The 14014-nt window shown below is 67.5% G+C and carries 12 protein-coding genes; 6 read left to right on the top strand and 6 right to left on the bottom strand.

The window, feature by feature from the left end:
- Positions 1-358: 358 nt before the first annotated feature.
- On the bottom strand, positions 359-1291 hold the full coding sequence (locus J2851_RS30155) for a dihydrodipicolinate synthase family protein (RefSeq protein WP_307420621.1): 933 nt from the start codon (positions 1289-1291) through the stop codon (positions 359-361).
- 146 nt (positions 1292-1437) lie between these two features.
- On the opposite strand from J2851_RS30155, the gene J2851_RS30150 reads away from it, so the two are divergent.
- From J2851_RS30150 to J2851_RS30125, 6 genes are all read left to right on the top strand, one after another.
- Entirely contained in the window at positions 1438-2448 is a 1011-nt protein-coding gene (locus J2851_RS30150; protein ID WP_209771194.1) for a LysR family transcriptional regulator, read from the top strand.
- A gap of 90 nt (positions 2449-2538) precedes the next feature.
- Complete coding sequence (gene chvE, locus J2851_RS30145; protein ID WP_209771191.1) at positions 2539-3612, top strand: multiple monosaccharide ABC transporter substrate-binding protein; 1074 nt, start codon at positions 2539-2541, stop codon at positions 3610-3612.
- Positions 3613-3779: 167 nt separating this feature from the next.
- Entirely contained in the window at positions 3780-5363 is a 1584-nt protein-coding gene (gene mmsA, locus J2851_RS30140) for a multiple monosaccharide ABC transporter ATP-binding protein (protein WP_209771188.1), read from the top strand.
- A complete protein-coding gene (mmsB, locus tag J2851_RS30135; RefSeq protein ID WP_209771185.1) occupies positions 5360-6571 on the top strand; it encodes a multiple monosaccharide ABC transporter permease in 1212 nt (403 codons plus the stop codon). Before mmsA ends, mmsB begins: the two co-directional genes overlap by 4 nt.
- 8 nt (positions 6572-6579) lie before the next feature.
- Complete coding sequence (locus J2851_RS30130) at positions 6580-7533, top strand: Gfo/Idh/MocA family protein (RefSeq protein ID WP_209771184.1); 954 nt, start codon at positions 6580-6582, stop codon at positions 7531-7533.
- Between the two features lie 65 nt (positions 7534-7598).
- Positions 7599-9425 (top strand): IlvD/Edd family dehydratase, encoded by a 1827-nt coding sequence (locus tag J2851_RS30125; protein ID WP_209771182.1) that lies wholly within the window; start codon positions 7599-7601, stop codon positions 9423-9425.
- 74 nt (positions 9426-9499) lie between these two features.
- Here the strand turns inward: J2851_RS30125 and J2851_RS30120 are convergent, their stop codons facing one another.
- The 5 genes from J2851_RS30120 to J2851_RS30100 all read right to left on the bottom strand — a co-directional run bounded on the left by J2851_RS30120 (position 9500) and on the right by J2851_RS30100 (position 13681).
- Entirely contained in the window at positions 9500-10123 is a 624-nt protein-coding gene (locus J2851_RS30120) for a cysteine hydrolase family protein (protein WP_209771180.1), read from the bottom strand.
- Between the two features lie 33 nt (positions 10124-10156).
- The gene (locus tag J2851_RS30115) at positions 10157-10687 is read right to left on the bottom strand and encodes a hypothetical protein (protein ID WP_209771178.1); all 531 of its coding nucleotides are present in this window, start codon (positions 10685-10687) and stop codon (positions 10157-10159) included.
- A 38-nt stretch (positions 10688-10725) separates the two neighbouring features.
- Positions 10726-11775 (bottom strand): alpha/beta fold hydrolase, encoded by a 1050-nt coding sequence (locus J2851_RS30110; protein WP_209771176.1) that lies wholly within the window; start codon positions 11773-11775, stop codon positions 10726-10728.
- Positions 11776-11826: 51 nt separating this feature from the next.
- Complete coding sequence (locus tag J2851_RS30105; protein WP_209771174.1) at positions 11827-13146, bottom strand: epoxide hydrolase family protein; 1320 nt, start codon at positions 13144-13146, stop codon at positions 11827-11829.
- 115 nt (positions 13147-13261) lie between these two features.
- Positions 13262-13681 carry an organic hydroperoxide resistance protein gene (locus tag J2851_RS30100; protein ID WP_209771171.1) on the bottom strand — a complete coding sequence of 140 codons (420 nt, stop codon included), beginning with the start codon at positions 13679-13681 and terminating at the stop codon, positions 13262-13264.
- Positions 13682-14014 lie beyond the last annotated feature (333 nt).

The raw sequence follows: 14014 nt of genomic DNA, 5'->3' as shown, positions 1-14014 counted from the left end.
GGCGAAGAAAAGCCGGAACAACCGCCGGCCCCCGCGGCTGCCTGCGGACGGCCGCCATGGCGGGTGGTTGCGCAGCCGTTTATCGCTGCTGCGCGCCCTGGCCAGCCGGAACGTGCGCGACAACGACGACGCACTGCGCAGCATCGCGCCGGTGCCTTTCCCGGCCGGGGCTTCGGGCTTTTCGGGCAGGGCCGTCTGGCTGTCGTTGATCATCAGATCTCCAGCGGGCCGGCGCCGCGGCAATGGAGGAGGGGGGTGTCCAGCAGCATGAAGGCCAGGTTCGGATCGGTCGCCTTCATCAGCCGCTCGACCGCCACCTTCGATGGTCGTGGCGGCGACGGAGGCCGGGAGCCCGCCCTCAGCGCGCCCAGCGCAGGACCAGCGGGTCGAGGCGGCGGGCGGCGTCGAGCAGGCCGGCGCGGCTGGCCGGGTGCGGGTCCGACAGCGGGTGGCGCACGGCGTCGCAGGCGATGATGCCGCCCTCCTTCATCAGGATCTTGGCGGTGACGAGGCCGCACTGGCGGTTCTCGTGGTTGATCAGCGGCAGCCAGCGCCCGTAGGCCGCCACCGCCGCCTCGCGGTCGCCGGCCAGGAATGGATCGATGATCTGGCGGATGCCGTCGGGATAGCCGCCGCCCGTCATGGCGCCGGTGGCCCCGGCGTCCAGGTCGGCCAGCAGGGTGATCGCCTCCTCGCCGTCCCAGGGCCCCTCGACGGCGCCGCCGCCCAGCTCGATCAGCCGGCGCAGCTTGGCGGCGGCCTGCGGCACCTCGACCTTGAAGTAGGAGACGTTGGCGATCTCCAGCGCCATGCGGGCCAGCAGCTCCGCGGGCAGCGGGGTGCCGCTGACCGGCGCGTCCTGGATCATGATCGGGATGTCGATGGCGTCGGACACCCGCTGGAAGAACGAGATGATGCCGGCCTCGGGCACGCGGATGGTGGCGCCGTGGTAGGGCGGCATGACCATCACCATGGCGGCCCCCATCTCCTGGGCGCGGCGGCTGCGCGCGGCGCAGGCGGCGGTGCTGAAATGGGTGGTGGTGACGATGACCGGCACCCGGCCGGCGACGTGATTGAGGATGGTCTCCATCAGCAGCTCGCGCTCGGCGTCGGTCAGCACAAACTGCTCGGAGAAGTTGGCGAGGATGCACAGGCCGTTCGAGCCCGCGTCGATCATGAAGTCGACGCAGCGCTTCTGCCCGGCAAGGTCCAGGTCCCCCGTCTCGGTGAAGATGGTGGGGACGACGGGGAACACTCCCCGGTAGGGACGGGCGCTGGGGGGCATGGCCATGGGATCCATCTCGCGCTGTGCCGCGCTGAATTTTGTTGACCAAGCCAACGATAAGGGGCGTCCTGATAATCGTCCAATACGAATATCGGCGTCGGCGATATGGAAATTCGTATGTCGGCGGCGCCGTCCGAACGGAGGCCCCACCCGTGACCGCGCAACGGTTTCCGCCCAACTGGTTCCTGAAGGCCCGGCTGAAGCTCCGCCATCTCCAGCTGTTCGCCGCGCTGGACGAGCAGCGCAACCTGCACCGCGCCGCCGCCAGCCTCAACATGTCGCAGCCGGCTGCGTCGAAGCTGCTGGGCGACCTGGAGGAGGCGCTGGGCATCGCGCTGTTCGAGCGCCACGGCCGCGGCGTCGAGCCGAACTGGTACGGCAACCTGATGATCCGCCACGCCCGGACGATCCTCAGCGAGTTGCAGGAGGCGGGAGAGGAGCTGAACACCCTGCTGGCGGGGCACAGCGGCAGCGTGTCCGTCGGAACGGTGATGGCGCCCGCGGTGGAACTGGTGGTGCCGGTGATCAACGCGCTGACCCGCGAGCACCCGGGCCTCAAGATCGCCGTGGCGGTGGAGACCAGCGACGTGCTGGCCGACCGGGTCCAGCAAGGCGCGATGGATTTCGCGATCGGCCGCCTGCCCGGCCACGTCGATGCGTCGACCTTCGAATACCAAGAAATCAGCAGCGAGGAGCTGTGCTTCGTCTGCCGCGACGGCCACCCGTTGCTGCGGCTTGGCCGCGCGCTGACCGCGGCCGACCTGGTGGACGCGACCTGGATCCTTCAGCCGGCGGGAAGCCTGCTGCGCAGCCGGGTGGAGGCGCTGTTCCGCGCCGAGGGGGTGTCGCCGCCGCGCAAGGTGATCGAAAGCGCCTCCCCCGTCATCTCCATGGCCATGGTGGCGGAGAACGACTCGGTCACCGTGTTCGCCCGCGCGCTCGCCCGGGTGTTCTCCCCCAACGGCTGCTGCACCATCATGCCATTCCACAAGCGCTTCAGCGTCGAGCCCTACGGCATCTTCTGGCTGAAGGACCGCCCGATGTCGCCGGGCGTCTGCACGGTCCTGTCCGCGCTGCGGGCAGCGTCCGACCAGAAGATGCGCCACCCCGATCCGTCCACCGATACCGAAATGGATATGGATCATGCCGATATTCGTATTTGACAGTTATGGAGTAACAGCTGATTGCTAGACACATAAATGATTGCGTTACCGGTCATTCCCGGTGCCGTGAAAGGGGGAGGGAGTCCGTCCATGTCTTCATTCATGACCAAGCTGGCCGGGATGGCCATCGGTCTGCTGGCAATCGCCGCCGTCGCCGCCCCGGCTGCGGCGCAGGACAAGGGTCTGGTGGGCATCGCCATGCCGACCAAGTCCTCGGCGCGCTGGATCGATGACGGCAACAACATCGTCAAGTACTTCCAGGCCAAGGGCTACAAGACCGACCTGCAATACGCCGAGGACGACATCCCCAACCAGCTCGCCCAGATCGAAAACATGGTCACCAAGAACGCCAAGGTCCTGGTGATCGCCTCCATCGACGGCACGACGCTGACTGACGTGTTGCAGCAGGCCAAGGACCGCGGCGTCAAGGTCATCGCCTACGACCGGCTGATCCGCGGCTCGGAGAACGTGGACTACTACACGACCTTCGACAACTTCCAGGTCGGCGTCCTGCAAGGGAGCTACATCGTCGACGCGCTGGGCCTGAAGGACGGCAAGGGCCCCTTCAACATCGAGCTGTTCGGCGGCTCCCCCGACGACAACAACGCCTACTTCTTCTACAACGGCGCCATGTCGGTGCTTCAGCCCTACATCGACAGCGGCAAGCTGACGGTGGCGAGCGGGCAGATGGGCATGGACAAGGTTTCCACCCTGCGCTGGGACGGCGCCACCGCCCAGGCGCGCATGGACAACCTGCTGAGCGCCTATTACGGCAACAAGCGCATCGACGCCGTGCTGTCGCCCTACGACGGCTTGAGCATCGGCATCATCTCCTCGCTGAAGGGGGTGGGCTACGGCTCCCCGTCGCAGCCGATGCCGGTGGTGACCGGCCAGGACGCGGAGGTGCCCTCGGTCAAGTCGATCCTGGCGGGCGAGCAGCGCTCCACCGTCTTCAAGGACACGCGCGAACTCGCCAAGGTCACCGTCGACATGGTCGACGCGCTGATGAACGGCGGCACGCCCCAGGTCAACGACACCAAGACCTACGACAACGGCAAGAAGGTCGTCCCGGCCCACCTGCTGAAGCCCGTCACCGTGGACGCGTCCAACTGGAAGGCCGTCCTGGTCGACAGCGGCTACTACAAGGAGAGCCAGATCCGATAGCTTCCTTCCGCCTTCGGGGAAGCACGTTTCCATTCACAAAGCAAACGTCATCCCCGCGAAGGCGGGGATCCAGGGCTTTGCACAACGCGCACCCATGGAAGGTTCTGGATCCCCGCCTTCGCGGGGATGACGGATGTTGAATTTCCAAAAAGCTCCAAGGGAGCAAAATGGACACCAACCTCGACATGCCCATCCTCGCGATGAAAGGCATCAGCAAGACGTTCCCGGGCGTCAAGGCGCTGGACAACGTCAACCTGTCGGTCCGTCAGGGCGAGATCCACGCGCTGATCGGCGAGAACGGTGCCGGCAAGTCGACGCTGATGAAGGTGCTGAGCGGCGTCTACCCGCACGGCAGCTTTGAGGGCGACATCCGCTTCCGCGGGGAGCCGGTCGCCTTCCGCGGCATCGCCGACAGCGAGCGGCTGGGCATCATCATCATCCACCAGGAGCTGGCGCTCGTCCCCTTGCTGTCGATCACCGAGAACCTGTTCCTCGGCAACGAGCAGGCGACACGCGGCGTCATCGACTGGGACGCCTCCACGCTCAGGGCGCGGGAGCTGCTGCGCATGGTCGGGCTGCACGACCCGCCGGAAACGCTGATCACCGACATCGGCGTCGGCAAGCAGCAACTGGTGGAGATCGCCAAGGCCCTGTCCAAGGAGGTCAAGCTGCTGATCCTGGACGAGCCGACCGCGAGCCTGAACGAAAGCGACAGCGACGCCCTGCTCGACCTGCTGCTGCAATTCAAGGCGCGCGGCATCTCCTCCATCCTCATCTCGCACAAGCTGAACGAGATCGCCAAGGTCGCCGACCGGGTGACCATCCTGCGCGACGGCACCACGGTGGAAACGCTGGACTGCCGCGACGCCGCCATCAGCCAGGACCGCATCATCAAGGGCATGGTCGGGCGCGAGCTGTCGGACCGCTACCCCCGGCGGACCACCGTGCCCGGCGAGGTGCTGTTCGAGGTGAAGGGCTGGAACGCCGACCACCCGGCCCACCCCGGCCGCCGCGTGGTCCGGGACGTCAACCTGACGGTCCGCCGCGGCGAGGTGGTGGGCATCGCCGGCCTCATGGGCGCCGGCCGCACGGAGTTCGCCATGAGCCTGTTCGGCCGCTCCTACGGCCGCAACATCCGCGGGCAAGCCTTCCTCAACGGGCGGGAGATCGACGTCTCCACCATCAGCCGGGCCATGGAGAACGGACTCGCCTACGCGACGGAGGACCGCAAGCAGCTGGGCCTCGTGCTCGACAACGACATCCGCCACAACATCACGCTGGCGAACCTCAAAGGCGTGGCGAAGCGCGGCGTCATCGACCACGAGCGCGAGATCCAGGTGGCGGAGGACTTCCGCCGCCGGCTGCGCATCCGCTGCTCCGGCGTGTTGCAGGAGGCGGTGAACCTGTCCGGCGGCAACCAGCAGAAGGTCGTGCTCAGCAAATGGCTGTTCGCCGACCCGCAGGTGTTGATCCTGGACGAGCCGACGCGCGGCATCGACGTCGGCGCCAAGTACGAGATCTACACCATCATCAACCAGTTGGCGGCCGAAGGGCGGGGCGTCGTCCTGATCTCGTCGGAGATGCCGGAGCTGCTGGGCGTCGCCGACCGCATCTACGTGATGAACGCCGGAGAAATGGTCGCGGAGATGCCGGCGGCCGAAGCCAGCCAGGAAAAGATCATGCGGGCGATCATGCGCACCGGAGAGACGCTGATGTCCGGGGAGGGGCCCAACATGAGTGCTGTGTCATGAGTGCCGAGATCAACCTGCCGGCGCGCAGTACGCGGCAGTCCGTCGGGCGGTTCGTGAAGTCGCACATGCGCGACTACGGCATGCTGCTGTCGCTGGTCGCCATCGTCCTGTTCTTCCAGTACATGACCGACGGCACGCTGTTGCAGCCGCTGAACCTGACGAACCTCGTTCTCCAGAACAGCTACATCGTCATCATGGCGCTGGGCATGCTGCTGGTGATCGTCGCCGGGCACATCGACCTGTCGGTGGGCTCCGTCGTCGCCTTCATCGGCGCGCTGGCGGCCATCCTGATGGTGCGGCTCCACCTGGATTTCGTCACCACCACCCTGCTGTGCCTGATGGCGGGGGCGGCGATCGGGGCGGTGCAGGGCTTCTGGGTCGCCTACCTGCGCATTCCGTCCTTCATCGTGACGCTGGCCGGCATGCTGGTCTTCCGCGGCCTGTGCCTGATCCTGCTGGCCGGCCAGTCGGTCGGCCCCTTCCCGGTGGAGTTCCAGCGTCTCAGCTCCGGCTTCATCCCGGACTTCCTGGCGATGGACGTCTTCAACGTCGGCAAGTTCCACATCACCAGCCTGCTGCTGTGCGGGGCGCTGGCCTTCGCGCTGGTGGTGCTGAACCTCGCCACGCGTCGGCGCCGCCTGGCCGTGGGCATCGAGCAGGAGCCGCTGGCGCTGTTCGCGGTGAAGAACCTCGCGCTGGCGGCGGTGCTGGTCTATGTGGGCCAGCTGATGGCCTCCTACCGCGGCCTGCCCAACGTGCTGATCATCATGAGCGTGCTGATCGCGCTCTACGGCTTCGTGACGCGCAACAGCACGGTGGGGCGGCGGGTCTACGCGCTGGGCGGCAACGAGAAGGCGGCACGGCTGTCGGGCATCGACACGCGGCGGCTCAGCTTCTACACCTTCGTCAACATGGGCGTGCTGGCGGCGCTGGCCGGGCTGATCTTTGCCGCGCGGCTGAACACGGCGACGCCGAAGGCCGGCGTGTCGTTCGAGCTGGACGTGATCGCCGCCTGCTTCATCGGCGGCGCCTCCGCGTCGGGCGGGGTGGGCCGGGTGACCGGTGCTGTGATCGGCGCCTTCATCATGGGCGTGATGAACAACGGCATGTCGATCCTGGGCATCGGCATCGACTGGCAGCAGGTCATCAAGGGCATGGTCCTGCTCGCCGCCGTCACCATCGACGTCTACAACAAGAACAAGGCGTGAGGGCCGTCATGGACCGCCCTACTCTCGCCATCGTTGGATTGGGCAAGATCGCCCGCGACCAGCACGTCCCGGCCATCGCCGCCACCGGCCTGTTCCGGCTGGCCGCGGTGGTCAGCCCGGACGGCGCCACCCTGGAAGGCACCGCGCATGGCGACGTGCCGACCTTCCGCAGCCAGGCGGAGATGCTGGCAGCATGTCCCGGCCTGGACGCGGTGGCGCTCTGCACCCCGCCCGCCGTCCGCCACGGCTTGGCCGTGGAGGCGCTGCGCGCCGGCAAGCATGTGCTGATCGAGAAGCCGCCGGCCGCCACCCTGACGGAGCTGCGCGTCCTCATCGACGAGGCCGAAACCGCCGGTCGCACGCTGTTCGCCGCCTGGCACTCGCGCTTCAACGCGGCGGTGGAGGAGACGCGGCGGCGGCTGGCCGGCGCCGCCGTCCGCCACGTCGCCATCACCTGGAAGGAGGACGTGCGGCGCTGGCATCCGGGCCAGGACTGGATCTTCGCGGCCGGCGGCTTCGGCGTCTTCGATCCGGGCATCAACGCCCTGTCGATCCTGACCGACATCCTGCCGGGCCCCGTCGTCGTCCGCGCCGCCGAGCTGCTGGTCCCCGCCAACCGCGACACGCCCATCGCCGCGACGCTGACCATGGAAGGTGCGGCGGGCTCCGCCGTCGGGACCGTGACGGCGGCGTTCGACTTCCTCCAGCAGGGGGAGCAGACCTGGTCCATCGCGATCGAAACGGACGGCGGACGGCTGGACCTGACCCACGGCGGCACGCGGCTGAGGGTGGACGGGAAGCCCGTGCTGGCCGAACCCGACAGCGAATACCAGCGCATCTACCGCCACTTCCACCACCTGATCGCCGACGCCTCCACCGATGTGGACGGCCGCCCACTGCAACTGGTCGCCGACGCCTTCCTGGTCGGCCGCTGGCGCACCACCGACGCCTTCCACTGGTAACGCCCCACATGAACCCGGCGCCGGCCGCCACGCGACCCGCGTCCCCAACCTGAACTGGTGCCGACATGTCCGAAACGAAGCCCACCTCCCCTCTGCATGAGTCCGGTTCGGGCCGGCGGCTGCGCTCGCGCGCGTGGTTCGACAACCCCGCCAACCCCGACATGACCGCGCTCTATCTGGAGCGCTACCTGAACTTCGGCCTGACGCGGGAGGAGTTGCAGTCCGGCGCGCCGATCATCGGCATCGCGCAGACGGGATCCGACCTCAGCCCCTGCAACCGGCACCATCTGGTGCTGGCCGAACGGCTGCGCGAAGGCATCCGCACCGCCGGCGGCATCGCCATCGAGTTTCCCGTCCACCCGATCCAGGAGACCGGCAAGCGCCCGACCGCCTCCATCGACCGCAACCTCGCCTATCTGGGCTTGGTGGAGGTGCTGCACGGCTACCCGCTCGACGGTGTGGTGCTGACCATCGGCTGCGACAAGACCACCCCCGCCTGCCTGATGGCGGCGGCCACCGTGAACATCCCCGCCATCGCCCTGTCGGTCGGCCCCATGCTGAACGGCTGGTTCCGCGGCGTACGCACGGGATCGGGCACCATCGTGTGGAAGGCGCGCGAGCTGATGGCGGCCGGCGAGATCGACTACCAGGGCTTCATCGAGCTGGTGGCCTCGTCCGCCCCCTCGACCGGCTACTGCAACACGATGGGAACGGCCTCCACCATGAACTCGCTGGCGGAGGTGCTGGGCATGCAGCTTCCGGGATCCGCCTCCATCCCCGCCCCTTACCGCGAGCGCCAGCAGGCCGCTTACGAGACCGGCAAGCGCATCGTCGAGATGGTCCGCCAGGACATCAAGCCGTCGGACATCCTGACCCGCGACGCCTTCCTCAACGCCATCGTCGTGAACTCCGCCATCGGCGGATCCACGAACGCGCCCATCCACATCAACGCCATCGCCAAGCACATCGGCGTCCCGCTGACGATTGAGGACTGGCAGACCCACGGGCTGGGCGTGCCGCTGCTGGTCAACCTCCAGCCGGCCGGCGAGTATCTGGGCGAGGACTTCCACCGCGCCGGCGGCGTGCCCGCCGTGGTGGCGCAGCTGATGAGCAAGGGCCTGATCCGGGAGGAGGCCCCCAACGTCAACGGCCGGACCATCGGCGAGAACTGCCGCCACCAGCCGATCCTCGACACGCGGGTGATCTTCCCCATCGACCAGCCGCTGAAGATCAACGCCGGCTTCGTGGTGCTGCGCGGCAACCTGTTCAACGCCGCCATCATGAAGACCAGCGTCATCTCCGAGGAGTTCCGCGCGCGCTACCTGTCAAATCCGCAGGACCCCGAGGCGTTCGAAGGCAAGGTCGTCGTCTTCGACGGGCCGGAGGACTACCATCACCGCATCGACGACCCGGATCTGGGCATCGACGCCTACACCATCCTGGTGATCCGCGGCGCCGGCCCCATCGGCTATCCGGGGGCGGCGGAGGTGGTCAACATGCGGCCGCCCGCCACTCTCATCAAGCAGGGCGTCCATTCCCTGCCCTGCATCGGCGACGGCCGCCAGTCCGGCACGTCGGGTTCGCCCTCCATCCTCAACGCGGCGCCGGAGGCGGCGGCGGGCGGCGGGCTGGCCCTGCTGCGCAGCGGCGACCGGGTGCGCATCGACCTGCGCCGCGGCAGCGCCGACATCCTGATTTCCGACGAGGAGCTGGCCGCCCGCCGCGCCGCGCTGGACGCCGCAGGCGGCTACCCCGCCCCGCCGTCGCAGACCCCCTGGCAGGAGATCCAGCGCGGCATCGTCGACCAACTCGACGAAGGCATGGTGCTGAAGCCCGCCGTCAAGTACCAGCGCGTCGCCCAGACCATGGGCATCCCGCGCGACAATCATTGAAGCGAGGGCATTGAAGCGGATTTCCGGCCGGTCTCGATGCGTGCGGCGACGAGCGCATCGAGACCGGGCTTAGATCACACCCTCAGCGCGTCGATGATCTCCTTCGCGGTCACGATGTTGCTGGCGTAATTCGGCATGTTGATCTCAAGCGCGGCGTGCATCATCTCGTCCGAATAGTCCGCGACGGCGTCCTTGACGACCGTGACGTCGTAGCCAAGCTCCGCGGCGAAGCGGACGGTCGCTTCGATGCAGGTGTGCGCGACCAGCCCGATGACGATGAGCCGATGAATGCCGTGCTTCTTGAGCTGCACGTCCAGATCGGTGTTGGCGAAACCGCTGGAGCACCAGTGTTCGCTGACGACGATTTCACCGGCCACCGGTACGAATTCATCGCGGAACTCGCCGCCCCAGGTGCCGAACTCGAAGCTCCTGCGTTTCCACGCGGCCTTCTGGATCGGGGCGATGTACGTCCACGACTCGTAGTCACCGGGACGGTAGCGGTGATGCATGGCGAAGAAGACCCGGAGCTTCGCGTCGCGCGCCGCGGTCAGGACCTGCTGCATGTGCGGAACGCAGTTGTTCGCCTCCGCCACGGCCTTGATGCGGGGCCAGATCTTGCCGCCTTCGGAAATGAAATCGTTGTAGGGGTCGACCACCAGCAGGGCGGTGATGTCCTTCTCGTAGTGAAGCTGCGTCATGGGGCACTCCCTTGCGGCGGCACGGCCGCGTGATCACCGGTCTTTCCTGAGCGCGGCCCGCTCGATGCTGGCGGCGAACAAGGGCGTCTCCCCCTGGTTGTGGGCAATGGACGCGGGCTGGCGCTGGGCACGGAACTGATCGAAGGGGATGCCTTGCCGGGCAAGGAACGTCATCATCTCCTCGGTTGCGTAGGACCGGACGCGGTTGGTGAACTCGCACTTTCCCTTGGCGACCTCCTTGACGCTCAACTCCCAGGTCACATGGATGCTCGTCCGTCCGGACGGCGTGTACACGTCCGAGTCCGAATCGAGGATCAGGTGGTCCTTGTCGCCGAGCGTCTCCACGTAATGCTGCACCATCAAACTGCCGCCGATGATCTCCACATTGATCGACATCCGCCTGCCGTCCGGCGCCGTCGTGAATCCAGCGGCGATGTGCGCCGGTGAACAGCCCCTGTATTCGCTCTCAGGCAAGGTGAAGCACCATTGCGGAATGTCGATCGTGTCGATCGGCGCGTTGATCACCGACGTGAAGCTCGAATCGACGATTTGATTGTCGGTCATGTCTTGTCTCCTGTGGGAACGTCCCATCGTGGCGTCGTTCAAAAGCGGCCGGCATCGATCACCGCCTCGGCGAAGGCCCGCGGCGCTTCCTGGGGCAGGTTGTGCCCCACGCCGCCGTCGATGACGCGATGCGCGTATTTGCCCGGGAATTTCTTGGCGTAGGCGCCGGCGTCCGGGTGGGGGGCGCCATTGGCATCGCCTTCCATGGTGATGGTCGGCACGGTGATGACCGGCCCTGCGGCGAGCCGCTTTTCCAGGTCGTCGTACGCCGGTTCGCCCGCGGCCAAGCCAAGCCGCCAGCGGTAATTGTGGATGACGATGCCGACGTGGTCCGGGTTGTCGAAAGCCGCCGCCGTGCGGTCGAACGTGGCGTCGTCGAACGTCCATTTCGGCGAGGCGAGCTGCCAGATGAGCTTGGCGAAATCGCGCCGGTAGCGATCGTAGCCGGCCCGGCCGCGCTCCGTGGCGAAATAGAACTGATACCACCATTCAAGCTCGGCCCTGGGGGGCAGCGGCGTCTTGCCGGCGTCCTGGCTGCCGATCAGATAGCCGCTCACCGACACCATGGCCTTGCAACGCTCCGGCCAGAGCGCCGCGACGATGTTGGCGGTCCGCGCCCCCCAATCGAAACCGGCGAGCGTCGCCTTTTCGATCCCGAGGGCATCCATCAACGCGACGGTGTCCATGGCGAGCGCCGACGGCTGGCCGTTCCGGATCGCTTCGCTCGAGCGAAAGCGTGTCGAGCCATAGCCGCGCAGGTAAGGCACGATCACCCGATGGCCCGCGGACGCCAGCAACGGCGCAACCTCGGCAAAGCTGTGAATGTCGTAGGGCCAGCCATGCAGAAGGATGACCGCGGGGCCGCCGGCCGGACCAGCCTCGGCGTAGCCGACATTCAGCAGGCCGGCGTCGATCTGCTTCAGCGGACCGAACGACATGTTCGTCCCCGGCCTGGCCGGACGCGGGCCCGGGGATCCGCCACTGGATTGCGCCCCGGCCGACCCGGTCATGAAGAGTTCGGCAGCGGCGACGGTCATGGCCGCGGTGCGCAAGAAGCGGCGGCGATCATGGTTGTCAGTTTGGGCCATTTCCCTCTCCCAATTCAGTCCGAACCGACGATGCGGCCGGACTCCCCGCGGTCAGCGCAGCGACCGGAAGGACGCCCGGACCTCCTGGGTGAAGAGGTCGGGCTGTTCCCAGGCGGCGAAGTGGCCGCCCTTGTCGAGCCGGTTGTAGTGGATCAGCTTGGGGTAGGCCTGTTCGGCCCAGCTCTTCGGCGCCTGGTAGATCTCGTCGGGGAAGGCGCTGACGGCGACGGGGATCGTGATGCCGCGGACGTCGAAGAAGCCACCCTTCGCCACCTGCGCGGTGTCCCAGTAGAGGCGCGCCGAAGAAATCGCCGTGTTCGTCAGCCAGTAGAGGGTGATGTTGTCGAGCACGTCGTCCCGCGTCAGCCCTTCCGCCTGCCCGTCGAAGACGCGGGCGATCATCCGATAGCTGCGGATGTCGTGGTCGAGCATCCAGGCCGCGAGGCCGACCGGCGAGTCGACCAGCCCGTACAGCGTCTGCGGGCGGTTGTTCATCTCGATCGCGTAGCCCAGCCCCTTCTTGTAGAAGTCGTCGAGCTGGTCCCAGGCGCGCTTTTCCTCGGACGACAGGCCGGCCGGCGGGGGGCCGCCGACGGCGAGCGCCTTCGAAACGTTGGCCGGCACCGTGGCCGCCATGTTGGTGTGAATGCCCAGCAGGCCCGGCGGTTGCTGCAGGGCCATGATCTCCGAGACGGCGTTGCCCCAATCGCCGCCCTGCGCGACGTAGCGGGTGTAGCCGAGGCGCTGCATCAGCGTCGCCCAGGCCCGCGCGATCCGGTCGGGCGTCCATCCCGGCTCCGTCGGCTTGCCGGAGAAGCCGTAGCCCGGCAGCGACGGAATCACGAGGTGGAAGGCATCCGACGCGCTGCCGCCGTGGGCCGTGGGGTTCGTCAGCGGGTCGATGATCTTCATCTGCTCGATGATCGAGCCGGGCCACCCGTGGGTGACGATCATCGGCAGCGCGTTCCCGTGCTTCGACCGGACGTGGATGAAGTGGATGGGAAGGCCGTCGATCTCCGTGACGAACTGCGGCAGGGCGTTCAGCCGCGCTTCGACCTTTCGCCAGTCGTGGCTGGTCTGCCAGTATTGCGCGAGCTTCTGCATGGTCGCCAGCCGCACGCCTTGGGAGTCGTCCTTGACGGTCTCCGGGTCCGGCCATCGGGTCGCGGCGATGCGCCGGCGAAGGTCGGTGAGCGCCTCGTCCGGAACCTCGACGTGGAAAGGACGGATCGCGGCGTTCTCCATCGCGGCGTCCGCTGGATTGGCCGGTGCGTTGGACGCCGCGCCCAACGGCGTGGGAAGCACGGTGACGACGGCCGCGGCGGCCAGGGCAGACAGCAGCACGGCGGCTGGGGTGGTGGCGAAGGGCATCCTCAGTCTCCTTGGTGGACAAGCGAGCGTGAGTGCCGGCGAACGGGTTCGCCGAGGATGGGCGTCCATCGAAAGCCGGGAGCACCGTCCGGTTTTCACCGGATGGAGCGGTGCGTCAGGCCACCGTGATCGCGACGTCGATGTTGCCGCGGGTGGCGCGCGAGTAGGGACAGAGGCGGTCCGCTTCGTCGACCAGGGACTGGGCGACGTCATGGGGCAGCCCCGGCAGGCTGACATGGAGCCGGGCGCCCAGGGTGTAGGCCCCGCCGATCAGGCTGAGATCGACCTCTGCGTCGATCGCCATCCCGGCCGGAAGGGAGACCTTCTGCTTGCGCGCGGCGAGGCCGATGGCGCTTTCGAAACAGGAGGACCAACCGGCCGCGAAGAGCTGTTCCGGATTGGTGCCGGGGCCGGGCGTGCCGGGCTGGGACAGCCGGATGTCGAGGCGGCCGTCGGAACTGCGCGCGGCGCCGCCCTCCCGGCCCCCCGTCGTGTGGACATGGGCGGTGTACAGCAGCTTGTCGGCTTGGCTCATCGCAACCCTCCCGCTGACGTTCGCTGGTGGCGCTGGCCCGATCGCTCGGTGTCCGATCGCTCGGGCGAGGGACATACCAGCACCGCAACGCGGGCCCGATCCATAGGACCAAGGTGTCGGCGATACCTTCGCATGATCCCGAACCCGATTGACGTGCACGTGGGATCCCGCGTCCGGTTGCGCCGAACCCATGTGGGCATGAGCCAGGTACATACGGCGCTTTTCAGTTTCCGGGTCTACTCCGGGTCGGAGCCGGGGACGGGCTCCCCTCAAGGCATGCGGTCGTGTGCCAGCGGTGACGCCGGATGATTGAGCACAAACGAATTGCGCGCA

The sequence above is a fragment of the Azospirillum rugosum genome, from assembly GCF_017876155.1.
GTDB lineage: Bacteria > Pseudomonadota > Alphaproteobacteria > Azospirillales > Azospirillaceae > Azospirillum > Azospirillum rugosum.
The sequence above is the reverse complement of the archived record's forward strand: the minus strand, read 5'-3'. Positions and strand labels throughout refer to the sequence as shown.